Genomic DNA, 20,817 nt, shown 5'->3' with positions numbered 1-20,817 from the left:
TTAACATATTAATTTAAAAAAGGATTCAAATTATAGTTTGAATCCTTTTTTCTAAAACAAAGCAAGAAACTATTGACGCTTATCCAGTGGTACCCAATCAATCACCCATGCTGATTTCATATTTAAACTTGCATCACTGTTAATTTTCTTACGTAACGCATCTGCCGAATCACGATCTTTAGATGGACCAACCATAATTCGAATACCTTTCGACGTTGGACTCTTCGTTACCTTATATCCTTTGGCACGAAGCTTAGCCGCAAGCGCATCTGCATTCGCCTCATTCGCAGCCAATGCCACTTGAACCATCCATTGACGATCTCCATTTTCCAGCAGATCACGAGCTTTTTCTGCCTCAGCTTTTTTCTTCGCTTCTTCAGCAGCTTTGCGTTTTTTCTCTTCTGCAGCTTTTTTATCAGCTTCAGCTTTCTTCTTCGCCTCTTCTGCTTTACGTTTTTCCTCAGCAGCTTTTTGCTCTGCTGCTTTCTTTTCAGCTGCACGTTTTCCTGCTTCGGCTTTACGCTTTTGTTCTTCTGAGGCTTTCGCCTGTTGTTCTTTTTGCTCAGCTAAACGCTTCTGTTCAGCTATGCGTTTTTCTTCAGCCAAACGCTTTTGCTTTTCAGCTTCATCCTCAACCAATTCAGGAGGAATATTGTCTGAACTTTGCTGAGCAGCGTTTCGACGAGCATTCATTGCAGCATATTCTTCAGCAGCGCGACGTGCGGCTTCAGCTTCGGCCTCTTGTTGCATTCTTAAATATTCAGCAGCACGAGCTTCTTGCTCTGCCACAGCTTTCTCACGAGCACGTCGTTGCTCTTCAAGTAAACGCTTTTCAGTTTCCACATCAACTGTGAGAGGTTGAAGTTGTACTGCTTCAGGTTCATTCTTTTTTTGTTGAACAGCTTCAACCGGTTGTTCAACATTATTTTGGTGGATCTCTTCTTTGCCTTTTAGAAGTAATGCTGCCAATAAAACACCACCACCCAATAAAACAACACCACCCATCCAGCGTTGTTTGTTATTCATTGACATTCTCTAAATACTCCCAGACCGCCTCTAAGGTATGAAACGAACCACACACCAAAATCAGCTGATTATTTTTTGTTTCTTCAAGTGCTGATTTAAATGCGACCTGTACATTTGAATACTGTTGTACTGTCTCACCTTGAAGCGCTGACTCTAATTGTTGTAATGGTGCTGCACGAGGCACATCCATCGGCGCAATTTTCCACATAAATACCGTGTTTTTCAATAAATTAACGACTGAATCTATATCTTTATCCGCTAACATCGAAAACACAGCGATAACTTCTGTGTACTGTTTATTGTATTCTAAATAATTTCGCAATTGCTTTAACAAAAATTCTACACCATGCGGATTATGTCCCGCATCGAAAATCACTGTTTTTCCTGCGATTTCCCTTATTTCAAATCGACCTGGTAAATGTGCTTGAATAATGCCCTGCTCTAGTGCAGTTTGAGAAATTTTCAATCCACTGACCAATAATGCAGCCACGGCAGTAGAAACATTATCTAGGGCCAACTGACCACATGGTAATTTTAAGGTCAGGGCTGAACTTGAAAATGTCCAAGTTTTACCATCACCATTTGCTTGATAAAAATAATCCTGATTTAGACATGACAGCGTCGCATTACATGCAATGACTTTATCCTGAATTGATGTTGGAAGTATTTGTTGCCCACCAAAAATGACTGGAATATCTGGACGAATAATACCCGCTTTCTCAAAAGCAATTTTTTCAATGGTGTCACCCAGCCAATCTGTGTGATCCAATCCAATATTGGTAATGACCGCAACATTTGGATTAACGACATTCACAACATCCAAACGTCCCCCTAGTCCAACTTCCAATACCCAAACATCACATTTCTGTTGTTTGAAGATGACAAAAGCTGCAAGGGTTGTTGCTTCAAAAAAAGATAAACTTAAATCACATTCACGTCGTGCTTGATCAACTTGAACAAATGCTTCGATCAGAAGCTCATCTGAAACTTCCTGACCTGCGAGTTTTACACGCTCATTGAAACGATAGATATGCGGAGATTGATACAAACCGACTTGATATCCTTGAGCATTCAGAATTGAAGCTAAGGTTGTAGTTGTTGAACCCTTACCATTCGTACCAGCGACGGTAATGACTTTCGCTTGCGGGTGTGTAACTCCCAATTTTTCAGCCACAGGAATGACGCGTTCAAGCCCTAAATCAATTCCTGTAACGTGAACATGGCTCCAATAATCGAGCCATGTTTGTAAATTATCTGTACTGAGTGGAGCAGTGAGGTTCAAGGCAAATTCATCAATTTCGCTACGATACGATAAACTGTATCACGTAATGCGTGACGATGAACAATTTGATCGACTACACCATGATCAAGCAAGAATTCAGCACGTTGAAACGGCTCTTCTAACTTTTCGCGTACAGTCTGTTCAATGACACGTTTACCAGCGAAACCAATCATTGCTTTAGGCTCAGCGATATGCACATCACCCAACATGGCTAAAGATGCGGTCACACCACCATATACTGGATGAGTTAATACAACAATGTACGGAATACGAGCATCTTTCATTTTTTGAATCGCAGCTGATGTACGTGCCATTTGCATTAAAGATAACATTCCTTCTTGCATACGAGCACCACCAGAGGCAGCAAAACAAATCATTGGCTGTTTGGTTTCAATCGCACGCTCTGCTGCTTGTACAAATCGATCACCAACTACAGTACCCATCGAACCGCCCATGAAATCAAATTCAAATGCACAAGCGATTAAAGATAAACCTTTGATTTGTCCTTCCATCACCACGAGTGCTTCAGTTTCGCCAGTTTTCTCTTGTGCTTCTTTCATACGCACAGGATAAGCTTTGCTATCCACAAACTTGAGTGGGTCTTTTGCAACAAACTCTTGACCTAATTCTTTTGCGGTTTGATCAAAAAACCAATTTAAGCGGTCACGTGCTTTCATTTTTAAATGCTCATCACATTGAGGACAAACATAAGCATTGAAAGACATCGCCGTACGAGTCACCAGAGCATGACATTCTGGACATTCAATCGTAGGCTCAGTAAACGTCGCTTTTAACGATTGCTGTTGATCAGGGATTTGAATACCTGGTACTGAACGATCTGTCCAAGGTGTTGCAGGTGCTAAAGTTTTCCCTGATTTAACTTCTTGATTCATACTAACTCATCGAGCGCTGCTCGAAGCTCCTTGACTTTATTGACCGCCTGTTCAACTGCTTGATCAGGAGTTGTCTGTGCAAATGGTTTAACAAAAGCACTACCAACAATGACCGCATCCGCTGCGCTTCCGATTGCTTTTGCAGAGGCTGCATCACTAATACCAAAACCTACACCAACAGGTACATCCGTCATCGACTTGATTTTTTCGATGCGTTGAGCAGCTTCATTCACATCTAAAGTCGCTGCACCTGTTACACCCTTCAAAGACACGTAGTAAATAAAACCACTCGCTTGATTAGCGACATGTTGAATACGTTGATCTGTAGATGTTGGCGCCAACAAGAAGATCTGATCCATATCAAACTTTTTCAAGACAACATCGAGCACTTGTGCTTCTTCAGGTGGCAAGTCCACCAAAAGAATACCGTCCACACCACAGTCATGAGCAGTTGATACAAATTTTTCATATCCAATGACTTCTACAGGATTCAAATAACCCATCAACACCACTGGTGTATCTGTGTCCTTTTCACGGAATTGCTTGACCATTTCCAATGCATCCAATGTATTTGTACCGGCTGCCAATGCTCGCTCAGCCGCAAGTGCAATCACTGGACCATCGGCCATTGGATCTGAAAATGGTAAGCCAAGTTCAATTACATCCACACCTGCTTCCACCATTTGATGTAACAAAGGAACCGTTACGTGTGGATGAGGGTCACCTGCCATGACATAAGAAACTAGAGCCTTACGCTGTTGAGATTTAAGCTGTGCAAATCGTGTGGCTAAACGTGACATAGGGATGTACTTTCCTTGAATTGTATAGAATTGAGGAGTTGGTTTTGTAAAATACAAGACGGCCCATTGTAACGCTATTTTTTACTCATTGAACAGAGTGTGATGAAAAGCACCAAACACTCTTTTCAGTTAAGTATTCCAAGTGCATATTTATCAATGTTTTGATTTTTTTAACAATGATCAAAAAGCTCGATTTTTTCTGTTTTTTCTAAATCATGAATATTTATATGAACTTATGTTTATTGATTAAAAATGTTTAAAAACAAATAGCTTAGCACTTACATTTTAACTTTTCTGAATTAGCCAAAGCTGTTCTATACTATACATGCTTACTCTTTTATTTCTTATGTTATGACCACAATCTCCCCAGGCAAAGCTTCTCCGCGAGCGCTTGCCCTTCTACCGCTTATTGTGTTTTTAGCCATTTTTTTGGGCAGCGGTATTTATCACACTCTGATTGGCACTGAGTTTGCCTTCTACCAAATTAAAGCACCCATTGCTGCTATCCCCGCCCTTATTCTTGCGGTATTACTTTATCGTGGCAAATTAAATACAGGTATAGATGAGTTTCTCCGTGGGGCAAGCCATCCTAATCTTATTTTAATGTTTATGGTCTTTATGCTGGCAGGTGCTTTTGCCAGTATTAGTAGTGCCATTGGTAGTGTTGATGCAACAGTACAATTAGGTTTATCTCTCATTCCTTCGGCTTTTGTCCTGCCAATGCTCTTTGTTATTTCAGCGTTTATTGCTACTGCGATGGGCACCTCGATGGGTACTATCGCTGCTTGTGCGCCGATCGCATTTGGCTTCACTCAAGTCACCGATATAAATCCTGTTGTTGCGATTGGCGCTGTGGTTGGAGGAGCCATGTTTGGTGATAACTTGTCGATGATTTCAGATACCACTATCGCCGCAACTCGTAGCCAACGTGTAGAACTAAAAGATAAATTTAAAGTCAATGTATGGATTGCAGTACCAGCAGCACTTTTCACGATTTTGATTTATTTTGTGATGAGTCGTGATACGCAACAAATTTCTTTCAATGACTATAATTTTTGGCTGATTTTGCCTTATTTAGCTGTATTTGCTTTGGCTTTTACCCGATTACATGTGTTGGCTGTACTTATGCTGGGCATTGTTATGTCTGGACTCGTCGGTCTGATTCAAGCCCCCGACTTTAACCTACTTAAATTAAATATTGCGATTTACGATGGCTTTTTGGGCATGTTTGAAGTCGCATTGCTTTCAATGTTACTCGGTGGTATTTCTGCCCTTATGCGAAAAGAAGGTGGCTTAGAGTGGCTAATACAACGCATTTATCAACTTACGCGTTTATTCAAAGTGGGAACGCAAAGAGCTGGTGAAATCGGAATCTGTCTTCTGGTAATCTTGTCTAATTTCTTTGTGGCAAATAATACGGTTGCCATTATTCTATCTGGCGATATGGCACGTGAAGTTGCTAAAGAATATGGTGTTGACCCAAAACGCTCGGCTGCTTTGTTGGATATTTTTTCTTGTGTTGTTCAAGGCTTAATTCCGTTTGGCGCACAATTATTATTGGCGTGTTCAATTGCAAAATTATCGCCAATGGAAATGATCCAAAACGTTTTTTACTGCTGGATCTTAGCGGTGATTGCTATACTCTCCATTGCTTTTAGATATCCCAAAATACAGATGAATCAATTTTAGACTGGCATAAAAATTAAGTCTTTAAAGGTAAGCTACATGCTTACTTTTTTTTTATGATCTACCTTAGATTATGGTGGTGAGTTGGTCGTTGTTTAAGTTGTTTTTTAAACTGCAACAGCGTTATTCCATTATACATTTTAAATGCTCTAGCAAGCGCAGACTGATCTGAGTAACCGAGTTGCACTGCGATATCCGTTAACTCTAGCCCCTGAATTAATAAGCGCTCACATTGTGACATCCGTTCTTGCTCAAGTATGCGTTTAAATGATGTTCCGCGATCTTTTAATTGTCGTTGCAAAGTCCTCACCGACAAACATAATTCTGTCGCAATATCTTCAATCTTTGGCGCTTCGTGACGAATACGCAAATACTCAGCAATAATTAAGTGGAGTTGCCGATCAAGACTCGATTGCACGGGTTTTGATGCAATCGCCTCTTCCGCTTGTTGAACCAACAATTGCATAAGTGAAGGATCTGCTTGTTGGGGTTTTAGCTGCAACCCCTGAGTGCGAATTTGAAACTGATATTCAACTTGGCTGAACTCTACCAGACAACCATAGAACTTTTGATATTCATACAATGGTGCGATAGCTTCATGCGCCATGATCACTTTATACAGTGGAAAGGTATCATGCACTAATATTTGCTTTGCCAATGAGACCATCATGGCATTCGTCAACTCATTGATAAAATTATAGTCATCACAAATAAACGGCCAGCTTAAAATCAGTATTTCACCGTCCTGATGGATCTGCATGGGTGTAATCTCTTCACCATCAATCACCAAGCGGCTAAATCTTAAAATATAGTTCAGTGCTTCCGCCACCGTCTCACTTCGTGTAGCCATATATCCAAGCACACCAAAATGCTCAGGTTTCACATATTGAGCCATTTCAAAAATATAATTGGCGCGATTCAAATAAACCTGCGTGAGAGAATTAAGCTTTAAGAAAAAAGAATAAGATGATTGCATGGCAATCGGTGCTGCCAAAATCTTATTCAGCGTATCAACATCCTGATTTAATGCAGTCTTTATCTCTTTATCGAGCTGTTTCACTTGAATAAATGTTTGCCATAAATGGAAATATCCATTGGGTATTTGAATATCTTTCACGATGCACTATTCCTTTAGGCAAATTTGACTTTATTCATTTTCATTTGTCGTAAAATGTATAAAAAATGGCAAGTACTGTCAAAACAATCAGACCAATGCCATACATACTTAAACGATCTAAAGCGGATGAATGAAAATAAGATGAACGCATTGGTAAAATATCAGGTTGATCCTGTCGTACGCACGAATCTCAATTTCAAGCTCTCAGAAATTCCTCGTTTTTGGTTTGGTGGAGATCCATTCAAAACCCGTATGTTTGATGCATTGAGTCTAACTTTCCCAGACGGAGAGCGCTACTTCATTGAATCAGTTCGATTATTTAGAGATAAAATCAAAGACCCTGAATTACAAAAACGCGTCGCAGATTTTATTCGACAAGAAGCACAGCATGGAATTGCGCATGACAAGATGAATCAGGTCATGAAAGATCAAGGTATGCCTGTCGATCAATTTATTAAGGTTCTTAACAAAATTTTTAAATTCGAACTGACACGTCGTTCACCTCAATATAATATTGCCATGACTGCTGCAGCCGAACACTTAACTGCATTAATGGCTGATACTTTTTATAGTCAAAAAGCAACCCTTGAAGATGCTCACCCCTATGTGCGCGCGCTTTTAGCATGGCATGCTATCGAAGAGATGGAGCATCGTGATGTGGCTTTTGATGTCATGAAACAAGTCGGTGATGTTCCAGAACTTACTCGACAATTTGCTTTGGCATTTACAACTTTCATGATGCTTGGATTTACAACTTATCGTGCCAATATCATGTTGAAGTATGACGGATTTAGTCGTTTAGACCGTTTCAAAATGACCGTCAAAGGACTTCCATGGTTTATCGGTCGAAATGGCATGTTAACGAGAATGAAAGGTCCATACTTAGATTGGTTTAAAAAAGACTTTCATCCAAGCCAACATCCTGTGATTGCCCAATATGATGTCTGGGTAAAAACATTAGCCGAGACCAATGATCCAATTCAAGCTGGTGAAGCATTCTGGCAAGCAGCTCGATAATATTCCTATCGCCGGCTAAATCATTTTTATTCGGATGATTTAGCCGACATTACTTACAGTTTTAATCTCCTTCTCTCTTCTTTTGTCCTGTAGAGATAATGACCTCAATGTGATTTTTTTACATACTTGTTCTTTCTGCATAAGTGATAAAAATAAAATGAATGCAATTACCACATACCATCCAGTGATTCGTAAGCACCTTGATTTCCGACTTAACGAAGTACCACGATTTTGGTTTAACAACGATCCTTTTAAAACACGTGTATTTGATGCTTTGAGTTTGACATTTCCAGATGGAGAACGATATTTCATACAGTGTGTCCGACTATTTCAACCGCATATTCAAGATCCTATCTTAGCCAAACGTGTGAAAGACTTTATTCAACAAGAAGCGCAACACGGTATTGCCCATGACAAAATGAATAAAATTTTAATTGAGCAAGGTATGCCAATTGAAAAATATATTCATCAAGTCAATCAACGTTTCAAACATGCGTTAAAAAGGTATCCTGATCGTTTTAATATTGCGATTACCGCTTCATGCGAACACTTAACCGCTTTAATGGCAACGACCTTTTTCAGTCATAAAAGTACGATGGCCCATGCACATCCTTTTGTCCGTGGTTTATTTGCATGGCATAGTATTGAAGAAATGGAACATCGCGATGTAGCTTATGATGTCATGATCGAAGTGGCGCAGACTTCAAACCTTACACGTTATACCGCCTTGGTTTTAGTTACGCTTATGATGTTTGGATTTACCATGCAAAGAACACATGGACTTCTCAAACAAGATGGCTTTACTCGAATTGAAAGGTTAAAAATGTTTGCTCAAGGCTTGAAATGGTTGCTTGGAAAAGATGGCATTTTAACGGCAAAAAAACGAGAATATTTAGACTGGTTTAAAGCTGATTTCCACCCAAACCAACACCCTATTATTCATCAATACCAAGTTTGGGTTGATACGCTCGCTGAAACTCAAGATCCAATTCAAGCAGGTGAAGCTTTTTGGCAAGCTGCGATATAAAAAAGAATGTAAAAAAGTCCGATCAATCGGACTTTTTTGTTGTTATGACGCCATTACCATTTAGCGTAATGTTGCTCTAATAGTCCATACTCTTGATTAAGCTCAATATGCTGACCATCATCTGAAATAATAAAACCCGTAATTTTAGATTGCCACTGACTGAACTGGCTGCCTACCATTCTAAGATTAAGATTTTCATAACGGCGCCAGCCTGTTTCAATGGTCAATTGTAATTTGTCATCCATAGATCGTATGGTCCACATCTGATCATTTTGCATTTCAAAAAGAACATCCGTCAACGCATAAAGGCGCCCATTAATCCACAAACAGTTTTCATTGCCAAAGCTTTCATTCACGCCAGAGGCAAGATTCAAACCCACACGGTTTCCTTGCGCATCCCAAAAATTAGAAGATAGCCAAAACCAAGCCGTTTCAGGTCTTAGAAAACCGCAAGTATCATCAAGCGAAGCAAAAGTTCGTGAGTTAAATTCAATTTTTTCTTTTTGTTTATTAATGAAATACCCTTCAACGGCCAATGTAGTTAGTTTCTGAGTATAGGTCCAACCATTTATACCAGTAGGACTGCACATCGACAAAGGATCTGTTCCAGCACAAAAGATTCGTGCAGACAGTTTTTCTTCACCATGTTTGATCACTTTGATATAACGAACACCATTGGCATGTTGGATATCGAGTTGGATTTTTCCATGTTGAAAATGGCTATGATTAAATAGTGGCTGTTCATCTAGAACCGTACTGTGTGCCAATACATTAATCGCATTCCACTCGACGACTTGTCCGGTGTTATGGTCATAAATATAGATGAAACCATGTCCCGCCCAAGCGATATCGACGATAGCCATCCCAATGCTGTAATGCTCATGTTGGATACTACAAAACTTAAATTTCTTATATTTAAGTTTTTTTCTCCATCCTTTGAGCACTTTGCCATATGGCGTTTTATAAATATATTTTGAGACAGAAATTGCACTTGGCAATTCTGTAAAACGCCCATAGCGCGGTTGACCATTTACTTGAATTAAATCCATTGGGACTCAGCCTAATTTCATTCCATGACAATTATAGACTTTAGTCTAAAGTATTTCATTTACTGTATGAAAACATAGATTAAAGAACCGATACAGATCGGTTCTTTTTTTTCATATATTCAATACTTTGACTACCAGTTCCCTTCACCCAGTGTTTGGCCGATATAATGATACTGTGCCTTGGATCTTGAAAATTTAATTGGGCAAGCCAACTGTTTTTCTACCTCATTTGCATCTTTCCTTAGAGGTACATCTACTGTCCAAGCACGTTGTTGAGCCAAATCTGACGTCAGAGCTTCGTCTAGATTTAACACAGGTTCTACACATACGTCTAATTCAGAAAATGTTTTACGCCATACATCAAAACTTTTTTCCCTGATTTTATCAGCGATCGCAGCCTTGACTGCTTTTCGATCTTCAACATCAAATGAGGTTCCTTTTTCCAATAATATAGGCAGTTCTAATGTAGTTGCCAGACCTGTCATAAATTGGGGCTCTAGACTCCCAATTGAGATATAGCGCCCGTCTTGCGTTTGATAATAGTCATAAAATGTTCCCCCATTCAGATGTTCATTTTCAGGGTGTTGATTCTGTCCACCTGCAAGTACAGCTGCCGCAGCCATATTGTTTAAGGTCACCGCACAATCCGTCATAGAGATATCAATATATTGACCTAAACCACTCCGTTGCCTTTCAATCACGGCTGTTAAAATGCCGATCACTGCGTGTAAAGAACCGCCTGCGACATCAGCAATTTGAATCCCCATCGGTGGTGGTCCACTTTCCTGCCGACCTGAATGCCCAGCAATCCCTGAGAGCGATACATAATTAATGTCATGTCCCGCTTTATCTTTATAAGGACCTGTTTGCCCATATCCTGTTATTGAACAATAAATCAGACGTGGGTTTATTTCAGATAAAGTTTGATAGTCGAGTCCTAAACGTCGCATCACTTCAGGACGGAACTGCTCAATGACGATATCGTATTCTGAAATTTTTGATTTAATGAGTTCAATACTCTGACTATCTTTTAAATCTAGAGCAATCGACTGCTTGTTGCGATTCAAATAACTGTGCGCCGTGGCTTGACCATTTGCATAAGGTGGCAACATTCTGACAAGGTCTGGTCGATTTGGTGACTCTATATGGACCACCTCTGCCCCTAGATCTGCTAAGTACAAGGTCGCAAAGGGTCCGGGTAATAATGTGGAAAAATCTAAAACTTTCAATCCCTTTAATGCAGCTGTCATTGTTATTTTCACCAAGAATATGTTGATTTTTCACCCATAATAGAAATATAAAACAAGATTAACAATGTCATGTTCAGCCATTTACCTTGATCATTTCGGCAATTTATGATGTAAAAGAGCAATTACTCTAGTGATAATTGCCAATTAAATTATTTTTTGTGTCATTTAGGTCAAGTAGCAGTGAACATCAAAGAGACTGAAGGATTTAACATGAGTCGCGATACGATAAGTATCCATTTTGTGAATGCAGCCCTGACTGGGGTAAAACGTCTAGGGATGGATGTTGACACTTTACTTTCACATGTCGGCATTGAAGCTGAACTACTCCGCCAACCTAAAGCACGTATTTCTCCTGAGCAGTACACACGCTTTGTTAAAATGCTGTGGATGGTCACCCAAGATGAACACGTTGGTTTTGATATCCAGCCACGTCGCTTAGGGACCTTTGCGATCATGTGTCAATTGATCATACATGCCAAAACTTTAGGTGATGCGCTTGAGTTATCATCACAGTTCTACAAGTTATTTGGTGATGAGTGGTCTGTGACTTTAGAGCGCGATAAGCATGAAGCACGCTTAGTTCCACTCATTCCAAAAACAATGGATCCTGACCATTTCATTACTGAAAGTATGCTCATGATCTGGCATGGTTTGGCATCGTGGCTCATTGAGCGTCGTATTCCGTTAGAGCGTGTACATTTTTCATATCCACGCCCACAACATGCAGATGAATATGATGCGTTATTTTTTGCGCCAGTAATCCAATTTGATTCAGCTCGTACTGAAATCACATTTGCTGCAGACTACTTAGATCTTCCAATTCGCCAAGATGAAAACACCTTGGAAGAGTTTCTAAAAGGTGCTCCAGCGAAACTGTTGGTGAAATTCAAAAATACCAATTCGCTCACATCACGTATTCGTGAAGTATTGAAGAGCCAAATTGGTGAAGAAATGCCAACATTAAATGATGTTGCAGCCATGCTTTATTTATCACCACAGACGCTTCGCCGTCGCTTAGCTGCTGAAGGTAAGAGCTATCAAGGTGTAAAAGATGCCTTACGTCGAGACGCTGCAATTCACTTACTGTTAAACCCATCTTTAACTTTAGAAGATGTGGCACAACAAGTCGGCTTTAGTGAAACCAGTACCTTCCACCGAGCATTTAAAAAGTGGACAGGGGTAACACCAGGACTGTATCGTCAATTACATGGTTATCATTAATTTATTCAAACATAAAAAAGTCTGACATTGTTCAGGCTTTTTTTTACATATGGATTTAAGTGCTTATTTAACAAAAATATTCAAGTTGAAATTAAAATATTCGTAATATTTAAAGGAATAATAAGATGACACTTACTGCAATCTTAATCTCAATTTTGATTGGAATAGCAATTTATTTTTACAGTGTAAAATCGCACAGCTCTCGACCTCAAGCTGATATACAGTACACTTATAATATTGTCGGAGAAAATGCATTTCAAAAAAAATTTACTTAAAATAGCTGGTCAAAAAAAGCTGTATCTAAATTTCATGAATGTACTGCTCATGTTCTGTCAGAACCATTTAACCAATACCATCCAAATGCAATCAAAGTTGAAATCAACGGATTAACAGTTGGCTATTTAAGTAAATTAGAAGCTGAAAAGCTGAAAGGGCAGATTATCAATAAAAAAGTGCCCGCTGTAATTAACGGTGGTTGGTATGTTGATAAAGATGATGAAGGTTCTTATGGTGTAAAGCTTGCCATATCAAGCGCCAAAGATTTGATATAGCAAAATTATAATCAAAGCATTCGCAATACAATTTTTTTTTATTCGTCAAAAACTTTCATTTCACAATTTAAAACACTTAATTTTTCAGTGACCAAAAATATCAAACGACTCATCCGTTCTCGTCATTGCACAATCACATAGATCATCTACACTCAAAACACCATAACAATTTCAACCTATAAAAAAGGAACTATTATGAGCGAGGCTTACATCATTGATGCCATTCGCACACCACGCGGAAAAGGAAAAAAAGATGGTTCTTTACATGAAGTAAAACCAATCACATTACTCACAACGCTGTTAAATGAACTTCAAACTCGCCATCAACTCGATACTTCTAAAGTCGATGACATCGTGCTGGGTTGTGTAACTCCAATTGGTGATCAAGGCGGTGATATCGCTAAAACTGCTGCAATTGCTGCAGGCTGGAATGATGATGTAGCAGGCGTTCAAATCAACCGTTTTTGTGCTTCAGGACTAGAAGCTGTCAATCTTGCTGCACAGAAAGTTCGTTCAGGCTGGGAAGATGTTGTCGTTGCAGGTGGTGTAGAGTCAATGTCGCGTATTCCAATGGGCTCCGATGGCGGGCCATGGGCACTCGATCCAGAAACAAACCTGAAATCTACCTTTGTTCCACAAGGGATTGGTGCTGATTTAATCGCAACTTTAGATGGATACTCTCGTGCTGATGTAGATGCTTTTGCTGCAGATTCACAAAAGAAAGCAGCAGCGGCTCAAGCGAATGGTTACTTCAATAAATCAGTTGTACCAGTAAAAGATAAAGCTGGCGTTGTCGTTTTAGATAAAGACGAGTTCATCAAACCAACGACTACCGTTGAAGGCTTAGCCAAATTAAATCCAAGCTTTGAAATGATGGGTGGTATGGGATTTGATGCAGTCGCATTACAAAAATATCCAGAAGCTCAGAAGATTAATCACGTTCACCATGCAGGAAACTCTTCAGGCATTGTAGACGGCGCTGCTGTTGTTCTACTTGCATCTGAAAAAGCGGTTCAAGAACAAGGCTTAAAACCACGTGCCAAAGTATTAGCAACTGCGCTTGTCGGAACTGATCCAACAATCATGTTAACTGGTCCAGCACCTGCGGCACGCAAAGCTTTGGAAAAAGCTGGCTTAACCATTGATGATATCGATTTATTTGAAGTGAACGAGGCGTTTGCGGCTGTAGTAATGCGCTTTATTAATGAACTCAATGTCGATCCTGCAAAAGTCAATGTAAATGGTGGTGCAATTGCAATGGGTCATCCACTCGGTGCGACAGGTGCCATGATTTTAGGTACGTTGCTCGATGAACTTGAACGTCAAGGTAAAAAACGTGGCTTGGCTACACTGTGTGTAGGTGGTGGTATGGGTATCGCAACGATCATTGAATTGGTATAAGGAGAAGAATAATGAGTGCAATTCAATTTGAAAAAAATGCTGATGGCATTGTTATTCTCACCTTAGACTCACCTAATCAGTCTGCCAATACCATGAATGCAGATTTCCGAGTTGCTTTGGAAGAGACGGTAACAAAACTGAAAGCCGAATCTGGCATTACAGGTATCATTTTTAAATCTGCAAAGAAGACCTTTTTTGCAGGCGGTGATTTGGATGAGTTGATTCAAGCTCAACCAGAACATGCCACTGAATTCTTTGGCATGATCCAAAAAATGAAAGCAGAATTCCGCTATATTGAAACCTTGGGTGTACCTGTTGTCGCTGCATTAAATGGAACAGCGCTCGGTGGCGGTTGGGAAATCGCATTAGGCTGTCATGCTCGTATTGCATTAAATGATCCTAAAGCGAAATTTGGTCTACCTGAAGTTACCTTAGGATTGTTACCAGGTGGCGGTGGTATCGTGCGTATGGTGCGACTGCTCGGCTTACAGAATGCTTTTCCTTTCCTGATGGAAGGAAAACAATTTGGTGTAGAAAAAGCAAAATCTCTAGGCTTAATTCAAGATACGGCTGATTCTGAACAAGAGCTCATGGATAAAGCAATTGCTTGGGTTAAAGCAAATCCAAAATCTCAACAACCATTTGATGTTAAAGGATACAAAATTCCAGGTGGTACGCCATCATCACCTCAAGTGGCTCAAGTCCTTGCGATTGCACCAGCGATGCTGCGTGATAAAACAAAAGGTTGCTATCCAGCCCCTGAAGCCATTATGTCTGCTGCCGTTGAAGGTGCTCAGGTAGATGTTGATACTGCATTAACTATTGAGTCTCGCTATTTTACGTATCTGGCAACTGGTCAAGTTGCGAAAAACATGATTGGTACGTTCTGGCATGGACTGAATGCAATCAAATCAGGTGAAAGCCGCCCTAAAGAGCCTGCAAAATGGCAGGCGACCAAAGTAGGTGTTTTAGGCGCTGGAATGATGGGGGCTGGCATTGCCTACTCGACAGCGATTAAGGGGATTCAAGTCGTCCTTAAAGATGTATCGATTGAAAATGCAGAAAAAGGTAAGGCGTATAGTCAAAAACTGTTAGATAAACGTGTTTCACAAGGTCGAATGACTGCTGAAAAACGCGAACAAATTTTATCTCTCATTACCCCTACAGCGAATGCATCTGATCTACAAGGCTGTGATTTAATCATTGAAGCTGTATTCGAAAATCAAGAACTCAAAGCCAAAGTAACTCAAGAAGCTGAGCAATATTTAGTTGACGGCGGTGTGATGGCTTCTAATACATCCACCTTACCGATCACAGGTCTTGCAACAGCAAGTAAAGATGCGAAAAACTTTATTGGACTGCATTTCTTTAGCCCTGTTGATAAAATGCAGTTGGTTGAAATTATTAAAGGTAAAGAGACTTCAGCTGAGACACTAGCTAAAGCCTATGATTATGTTCAACAAATTGGAAAAACACCTATCGTGGTGAATGATAGTCGTGGTTTCTTCACCAGCCGCGTATTTGGTACTTTTGTCAACGAAGGTTTGCGTTTACTGGCTGAGGGAGTACATCCAGCCAAAATTGAAATGGCTGCTTTAAAAGCAGGTATGCCAGTCGGTCCATTAGCAATCCAAGATGAAGTCGCATTAACCTTGTCTGAGCATGTGACCAACGAAACGCGTAAAGCGCTTCAGGCTGAAGGCAAAGATTTACCACACTCCCCTGCTGAAGATGTTTTAAAGCAAATGATCCATGAGTTTGGGCGTAAAGGGAAAGCTGCTGGTGCTGGTTTTTATGAATATCCTGAAAGTGGTAAAAAATACCTTTGGGATGGTTTAAACCATTGGACGAAAGAGACTGATATTTCTGAGCAAGAAATGATTGATCGCTTCTTGTTTGTGCAATCTTTAGATACCTTACGTTGTCTTGAAGAGGGTGTTTTAGAGTCTGTCATTGATGGAAATATCGGTTCTATTTTTGGCATAGGATTCGCCCCTTGGACTGGCGGCGCTTTACAGTTCCTCAATCAATATGGACTCGCACAAGCGCTTGAGCGCGCGAATCAGCTTGAAGCGAAGTATGGTGAGCGTTTTAAAGCACCTCAACTCCTCAAGGACAAAGTTCAGTCTGGTCAGTCGATCTGATTGATATAAACTAAAAACCTCTCTTCGGAGAGGTTTTTTTCGGTCTTGTCGATAAATATGTGTTATAAAGTAACATATTCTCAGATTCATTTTACCCAACTTGGTATAGCATTATGACTGATCATTCTTCACCAGAAAAATCTCCTTGGGGTTGGAAAGCGCTAATTATCGCGATCATTTTAAGTATTATATTTATGGTGATTTTCTATGTAGCCATTGAAAATGAACCTGACTATATGCCAAGTAAACAACGAACAGAAACCAGTGAACATCATGCATTCAAAGCATCACCTGTGATGTCTGAAGAAGCAGCAGCAAAAATCGAAGCCAACAAAGCTGCTCAAGCTAGTGCAACTGAACACAATATGACTGAAGAAGAACACGCAGCAATGGGCGAACACAGTCATACACATGATGATCAATCAGGTTCACATAGTCATTGATATTTGTGATGAAAAAACGGAGCATTGGCTCCGTTTTTTTATTCAAGCTGCATCGTCATATAAACATGAGGAATACCACAATCTAAGTATTCCTTACCTTGGGGCTCAAACCCTAAACGTTGATAAAATGGTAATGCATGAACTTGAGCAGAAAGATTCAAGGTTGGTCGCTTTTCCCTTTGAGCAAACTCAATTATAAATTTCATGAGCTCAACCCCAAAACCTTTTCCTCGATAAGCCTTTATGACTGCTACCCTTCCAATACTATGATTTTGAAGTAGTCGAGCCGTGGCGATTGCCTCACCTTCATGGAAAACAACGAAATGAATCGATGTCTCATCTTCCATATCCCATTCGTCTTCAGGTGAAATTTGTTGTTCCAGAATAAATACTTGCTCTCGTATCTGCATCGCGTAGCACTTTAATTGCGACCATGAACCTACTTGAACATCGAAGACATTACTCATGTGTTAATTCCCAAAGGTGTGTTAGCACTTTTCACCAATATTTTGTTGCTCCCACTCTCCTTTTAGAAGCAACTCTAATGAGTGCTTTTGAATACCATACATATTTTTTAATGCAATTATTTGATCTAACACTTGCTGATCTGGTGCGTTAAAGTCTTTGCGCTTGGTGGCTAAAATCATTTTATTTTTACTGGTATGCTCCAAAGCCACAAATTCAAAAACTTTTGTCTCGTAACCATAGGCTTTTAACAATAGCGCTCGAATTGTATCTGTCAGCATTTCAGCTTGTTGCCCCTCATGAATACCAAACTGCAACATTGGTTTTAGTACAGAGGGACTTTGTATTTGAGGTCTCAACTCTTTGTGGCAGCACGGCGCGCACATAATCATTTGCGCATTCAATCGAATACCGGTATGAATCGCAAAATCAGTTGCTACATCACAGGCATGCAACGCAATCATGACATCGAGTTTTTCAGGCGAGTAAGTTCGTACATCTCCTTGGAAAAAATCTAAATGCTTAAAATCTGATTTACGGGCAACATCTTGACAGAATTGAACCATTTTCTCGTTCAGTTCCACACCTGTAACATAAGGATTGTAATCATTTTTTTGTAAGTAATCATACAGTGCAAAGGTGAGATAACCTTTACCTGAGCCAAAATCGACAACGTTGAGCTGCTGATCAACTTGAATTTGGTTTAATGCGCCTGAGCAAATCTCAACAAATTTATTAATCTGTTTCCACTTACGCGCCATGCTTGGAATAATTTGTTCTTTTTGATCCGTAATACCCAACGGTTGAAGAAAATAACTTTCTTGCTCAACAAAACGGTGTTTTTGACGGTCGTGTGATTTTTCAATGATCTTGGAGACTGAAGCCTTTTTACTTTGAGTTAAGATGGCTTTTTTCTTATTTTTCTTGAGCTGTAACTCGCTGTCCAATGTAAAAAGATTGGCTTGTTTGCATTCACTGACTAATTTACTCACCAACGAATCAGCTTCATCAATTGGAAAATTTTTGGTCACATCTTGAGTTTTAAAGCGATACAGAACATTCAGCATCCATTCATCTTGTAGTCGAATCATGCGTAAAGTCATCTTTTCTAAAGCTTCGATCTCACCTTGATATTGGCTCAGAATCATACGATCAAAACGCTGAGAAGCTAATGCTTGATGAAATGCTTCAAGAAATTGTTGCTCTTGCGGGGTGGAAGATGCCGAAACGGTCATAAACAGTGCCAAAAAAAGAAATGCTATTAAATTTTAATGCGTCTTACGCGAAAAGCAAAATTCAATTACGATACAGATGTATAATTAAATGTGTAAGTGAACAATGAAAGCATCTCCTGCTTCGTATGATCCATTAGAAGAAAAAATTAATTTCATCAGTCATGCCATTGGTGCTGTATTGGCCGTTATCGGTGCCATTTTATTGATTATAAAAGGTGCTGCTTATCCTATGGCACAATGGATCGGGCTTTGGGTCTATGGACTTAGTTTAGTTCTACTCTTTACGGCGTCTAGTCTTTATCATTTTGCGGAAACACCTGAGCGTCGGGGTTGGTTTAAAAAATTGGACCACACGGCTATTTATTATCTCATCGCAGGAACATACACTCCTTTTCTATCTATAGCTTTACCAACGCAAAAAGCTCACTATTTATTAATTGCGCTTTGGGTAATTGCGGCGATTGGCACTTTGTTCAAATTGGTATTTATTCACCATTTTCAAAAAATATCGCTTTTAGCCTATCTCGCAATGGGATGGTTAGCATTACTTGTGATTGATGATATGCGCACATATTTATCTGATCAAAGTTTAACCCTCCTTATTGTTGGTGGCCTTGCTTACACCATAGGCGCATTGTTTTATGCTTTAAAAAAGGTAAGATACACTCACGCTATCTGGCATATTTTTGTATTGATAGGTGCAGGATCACATTTCCTGTCTATTTATCTTTACGTGCTATAACCACTTTAACTACATCGTCTAGCAACCCTAACACCGTAGAGCAAGCTGGTATTTCGTATTTTTTTAAGAAATTACGCCTTTTTTAAAAAGATTACGCTATTAAATCTAAGTTTTTTATTTTTAGTAAGTGTAAGGTCTCTCATGGCGTCTAATACAGCATCACAACAAGCTCAGCCCGCAAACTCTAAAACTCGGGTACTAACCGCAAGTCTCGTTGGTACAACCATCGAATTCTTCGATTTTTATATCTACGCTACAGCTGCAGTCATTATTTTCCCCTACTTGTTCTTCCCAACAAGTACAGATCCTATGACAGCAACGATTCAATCATTAGCAACTTTTGCAATCGCATTCATCGCACGTCCTATCGGCGCCGCACTATTCGGTCATTTGGGAGATCGAATCGGTCGTAAAGCAACCTTAGTGGCAGCCTTGCTAACCATGGGACTTTCTACCGTTGCGATTGGTTTACTTCCAACCTATGCGCAAATTGGCATTGTGGCACCCTTACTTTTAGCTTTATGCCGATTAGGTCAGGGCTTAGGTTTAGGTGGCGAATGGTCAGGTGCAGTTCTACTCGCAACTGAAAATGCGCCAGAAGGCAAACGTGCTTGGTACGGTATGTTCCCTCAACTTGGTGCACCAATCGGCTTCATCCTTGCTACAGGCTCTTTTCTTACGCTTGGGGCATTCATGAGTGAAGAAGCATTCATGTCATGGGGATGGCGTATTCCATTTATTTCAAGTGCCTTATTGGTGATTGTAGGCTTGTGGATTCGCTTAAAGTTGCATGAAACGCCAGCATTCCAAAACGTGCTTGATAAACAAAAAGAAGTGAATGTTCCTTTTGTACAAGTTTTTAAAAAGCATTCAAAAATGCTTGTACTCGGAACGATTGCAGCCATTTGTACTTTCGTAGTTTTTTACTTAACCACTGTATTTGCTTTGCAATGGGGTACAAAACAATTAGGTTACTCTCGTGAAGAGTTCCTACAACTTCAGTTGGTTGCAACGCTTTGTTTTGCAGCATTTATTCCCCTTTCTGCAATTTTTGCGGAAAAGTTCGGTCGTAAAACCACTTCGATCGCGGTGTGTGTAATTTCTGCTATTTTTGGTATTTTCTTTGCGGACATGTTGGAGTCAGGAAGCACACTGATTGTGTTCTTATTCTTATGTATTGGTCTTGCGATTATGGGCTTAACCTATGGTCCAATCGGTACGGTACTTTCAGAAATCTTCCCGACATCGGTGCGTTATACTGGTTCGGCGTTAACATTTAACCTTGCTGGTATTTTTGGTGCATCTTTCGCACCTTTGATTGCAACGAAATTGGCAACTGAATATGGTTTGTCTGCAGTAGGCTATTATTTGACGGCTGCATCAATCCTTTCGCTGATTGCTTTCCTCATGATTCGCGAAACGAAACATGATGATGTGAATAATCAAATTTGATGCTTTCAGCTAATAA

18 protein-coding genes are annotated in these 20,817 nt (G+C 39.9%); 9 read left to right on the top strand and 9 right to left on the bottom strand.

Annotated elements, in window-relative coordinates:
* Positions 1-69: 69 nt before the first annotated feature.
* Genes FTV32_RS10690 through trpA form a run of 4 tightly spaced genes read right to left on the bottom strand, consistent with a single transcriptional unit; the run spans position 70 to position 4,001 of the window.
* Complete coding sequence (locus FTV32_RS10690) at positions 70-1,032, bottom strand: SPOR domain-containing protein (RefSeq protein WP_180028611.1); 963 nt, start codon at positions 1,030-1,032, stop codon at positions 70-72.
* Positions 1,019-2,308: a bifunctional tetrahydrofolate synthase/dihydrofolate synthase gene (gene folC / locus FTV32_RS10685; protein WP_092768531.1), complete on the bottom strand. Its 1,290-nt coding sequence runs from the start codon at positions 2,306-2,308 to the stop codon at positions 1,019-1,021. The genes FTV32_RS10690 and folC overlap by 14 nt, the downstream gene beginning before the upstream one ends.
* Positions 2,305-3,201: an acetyl-CoA carboxylase, carboxyltransferase subunit beta gene (gene accD, locus FTV32_RS10680; protein ID WP_035267924.1), complete on the bottom strand. Its 897-nt coding sequence runs from the start codon at positions 3,199-3,201 to the stop codon at positions 2,305-2,307. The genes folC and accD overlap by 4 nt, the downstream gene beginning before the upstream one ends.
* Complete coding sequence (trpA, locus tag FTV32_RS10675) at positions 3,198-4,001, bottom strand: tryptophan synthase subunit alpha (protein ID WP_180028610.1); 804 nt, start codon at positions 3,999-4,001, stop codon at positions 3,198-3,200. Before trpA ends, accD begins: the two co-directional genes overlap by 4 nt.
* Positions 4,002-4,352: 351 nt before the next feature.
* Between trpA and FTV32_RS10670 the strand changes: the two genes are divergently transcribed.
* Entirely contained in the window at positions 4,353-5,690 is a 1,338-nt protein-coding gene (locus FTV32_RS10670) for a Na+/H+ antiporter NhaC family protein (protein ID WP_180028609.1), read from the top strand.
* Positions 5,691-5,748: 58 nt separating this feature from the next.
* On the opposite strand, the gene FTV32_RS10665 is transcribed toward FTV32_RS10670, so the two are convergent.
* A complete protein-coding gene (locus FTV32_RS10665) occupies positions 5,749-6,804 on the bottom strand; it encodes an AraC family transcriptional regulator (protein ID WP_180028608.1) in 1,056 nt (351 codons plus the stop codon).
* 141 nt (positions 6,805-6,945) lie between these two features.
* On the opposite strand from FTV32_RS10665, the gene FTV32_RS10660 reads away from it, so the two are divergent.
* Together FTV32_RS10660 and FTV32_RS10655 are read left to right on the top strand one after the other, a co-directional pair.
* Complete coding sequence (locus FTV32_RS10660) at positions 6,946-7,821, top strand: metal-dependent hydrolase (RefSeq protein ID WP_035267930.1); 876 nt, start codon at positions 6,946-6,948, stop codon at positions 7,819-7,821.
* Between the two features lie 157 nt (positions 7,822-7,978).
* Complete coding sequence (locus tag FTV32_RS10655) at positions 7,979-8,848, top strand: metal-dependent hydrolase (protein WP_180028607.1); 870 nt, start codon at positions 7,979-7,981, stop codon at positions 8,846-8,848.
* A gap of 53 nt (positions 8,849-8,901) precedes the next feature.
* Here the strand turns inward: FTV32_RS10655 and FTV32_RS10650 are convergent, their stop codons facing one another.
* Both FTV32_RS10650 and FTV32_RS10645 read right to left on the bottom strand, forming a co-directional pair.
* Positions 8,902-9,897, bottom strand: a complete 996-nt coding sequence (locus FTV32_RS10650; protein ID WP_180028606.1) for a DUF2804 domain-containing protein — start codon at positions 9,895-9,897, stop codon at positions 8,902-8,904.
* A gap of 131 nt (positions 9,898-10,028) precedes the next feature.
* On the bottom strand, positions 10,029-11,147 hold the full coding sequence (locus FTV32_RS10645; RefSeq protein WP_180028605.1) for a CaiB/BaiF CoA-transferase family protein: 1,119 nt from the start codon (positions 11,145-11,147) through the stop codon (positions 10,029-10,031).
* Positions 11,148-11,357: 210 nt separating this feature from the next.
* Here FTV32_RS10645 and FTV32_RS10640 point away from each other — a divergent pair, with 210 nt between their 5' ends.
* The 4 genes from FTV32_RS10640 (at position 11,358) to FTV32_RS10625 (ending at position 16,907) form a co-directional block, all read left to right on the top strand.
* On the top strand, positions 11,358-12,368 hold the full coding sequence (locus FTV32_RS10640; protein WP_092768523.1) for an AraC family transcriptional regulator: 1,011 nt from the start codon (positions 11,358-11,360) through the stop codon (positions 12,366-12,368).
* A 746-nt stretch (positions 12,369-13,114) separates the two neighbouring features.
* Positions 13,115-14,320 (top strand): acetyl-CoA C-acetyltransferase, encoded by a 1,206-nt coding sequence (locus FTV32_RS10635; protein WP_035267939.1) that lies wholly within the window; start codon positions 13,115-13,117, stop codon positions 14,318-14,320.
* An 11-nt stretch (positions 14,321-14,331) separates the two neighbouring features.
* Positions 14,332-16,464 carry a 3-hydroxyacyl-CoA dehydrogenase NAD-binding domain-containing protein gene (locus FTV32_RS10630; RefSeq protein WP_180028604.1) on the top strand — a complete coding sequence of 711 codons (2,133 nt, stop codon included), beginning with the start codon at positions 14,332-14,334 and terminating at the stop codon, positions 16,462-16,464.
* 113 nt (positions 16,465-16,577) lie between these two features.
* Positions 16,578-16,907: a hypothetical protein gene (locus FTV32_RS10625; protein WP_035267942.1), complete on the top strand. Its 330-nt coding sequence runs from the start codon at positions 16,578-16,580 to the stop codon at positions 16,905-16,907.
* A gap of 38 nt (positions 16,908-16,945) precedes the next feature.
* Here FTV32_RS10625 and FTV32_RS10620 read toward each other — a convergent pair whose 3' ends face one another.
* A complete protein-coding gene (locus FTV32_RS10620; RefSeq protein ID WP_035267944.1) occupies positions 16,946-17,374 on the bottom strand; it encodes a GNAT family N-acetyltransferase in 429 nt (142 codons plus the stop codon).
* Positions 17,375-17,395: 21 nt separating this feature from the next.
* Entirely contained in the window at positions 17,396-18,607 is a 1,212-nt protein-coding gene (locus FTV32_RS10615) for an SAM-dependent methyltransferase (protein WP_035267945.1), read from the bottom strand.
* Positions 18,608-18,710: 103 nt separating this feature from the next.
* Between FTV32_RS10615 and FTV32_RS10610 the strand changes: the two genes are divergently transcribed.
* The gene (locus tag FTV32_RS10610) at positions 18,711-19,349 is read left to right on the top strand and encodes a hemolysin III family protein (RefSeq protein ID WP_035267946.1); all 639 of its coding nucleotides are present in this window, start codon (positions 18,711-18,713) and stop codon (positions 19,347-19,349) included.
* A 141-nt stretch (positions 19,350-19,490) separates the two neighbouring features.
* Complete coding sequence (locus FTV32_RS10605) at positions 19,491-20,801, top strand: MFS transporter (RefSeq protein ID WP_035267948.1); 1,311 nt, start codon at positions 19,491-19,493, stop codon at positions 20,799-20,801.
* The last annotated feature ends 16 nt before the right edge of the window (positions 20,802-20,817 follow it).

The sequence above is a fragment of the Acinetobacter sp. YH16032 genome (assembly GCF_013417345.1).
Taxonomy (GTDB): domain Bacteria; phylum Pseudomonadota; class Gammaproteobacteria; order Pseudomonadales; family Moraxellaceae; genus Acinetobacter.
Note: the sequence above shows the minus strand (reverse complement) of the source record. Positions and strands in the feature narration are given on the sequence as shown.

What these genes read in the sequence shown, in the direction of transcription:
- FTV32_RS10690 (WP_180028611.1), bottom strand. Translation starts at nt 1,032, where the DNA reads ATGTCAATGAATAACAAACAACGCTGGATGGGTGGTGTTGTTTTATTG.
- accD (WP_035267924.1), bottom strand. Translation starts at nt 3,201, where the DNA reads ATGAATCAAGAAGTTAAATCAGGGAAAACTTTAGCACCTGCAACACCT.
- trpA (WP_180028610.1), bottom strand. Translation starts at nt 4,001, where the DNA reads ATGTCACGTTTAGCCACACGATTTGCACAGCTTAAATCTCAACAGCGT.
- FTV32_RS10670 (WP_180028609.1), top strand. Translation starts at nt 4,353, where the DNA reads ATGACCACAATCTCCCCAGGCAAAGCTTCTCCGCGAGCGCTTGCCCTT.
- FTV32_RS10660 (WP_035267930.1), top strand. Translation starts at nt 6,946, where the DNA reads ATGAACGCATTGGTAAAATATCAGGTTGATCCTGTCGTACGCACGAAT.
- FTV32_RS10655 (WP_180028607.1), top strand. Translation starts at nt 7,979, where the DNA reads ATGAATGCAATTACCACATACCATCCAGTGATTCGTAAGCACCTTGAT.
- FTV32_RS10650 (WP_180028606.1), bottom strand. Translation starts at nt 9,897, where the DNA reads ATGGATTTAATTCAAGTAAATGGTCAACCGCGCTATGGGCGTTTTACA.
- FTV32_RS10645 (WP_180028605.1), bottom strand. Translation starts at nt 11,147, where the DNA reads ATGACAGCTGCATTAAAGGGATTGAAAGTTTTAGATTTTTCCACATTA.
- FTV32_RS10640 (WP_092768523.1), top strand. Translation starts at nt 11,358, where the DNA reads ATGAGTCGCGATACGATAAGTATCCATTTTGTGAATGCAGCCCTGACT.
- FTV32_RS10635 (WP_035267939.1), top strand. Translation starts at nt 13,115, where the DNA reads ATGAGCGAGGCTTACATCATTGATGCCATTCGCACACCACGCGGAAAA.
- FTV32_RS10630 (WP_180028604.1), top strand. Translation starts at nt 14,332, where the DNA reads ATGAGTGCAATTCAATTTGAAAAAAATGCTGATGGCATTGTTATTCTC.
- FTV32_RS10625 (WP_035267942.1), top strand. Translation starts at nt 16,578, where the DNA reads ATGACTGATCATTCTTCACCAGAAAAATCTCCTTGGGGTTGGAAAGCG.
- FTV32_RS10620 (WP_035267944.1), bottom strand. Translation starts at nt 17,374, where the DNA reads ATGAGTAATGTCTTCGATGTTCAAGTAGGTTCATGGTCGCAATTAAAG.
- FTV32_RS10615 (WP_035267945.1), bottom strand. Translation starts at nt 18,607, where the DNA reads ATGACCGTTTCGGCATCTTCCACCCCGCAAGAGCAACAATTTCTTGAA.
- FTV32_RS10610 (WP_035267946.1), top strand. Translation starts at nt 18,711, where the DNA reads ATGAAAGCATCTCCTGCTTCGTATGATCCATTAGAAGAAAAAATTAAT.
- FTV32_RS10605 (WP_035267948.1), top strand. Translation starts at nt 19,491, where the DNA reads ATGGCGTCTAATACAGCATCACAACAAGCTCAGCCCGCAAACTCTAAA.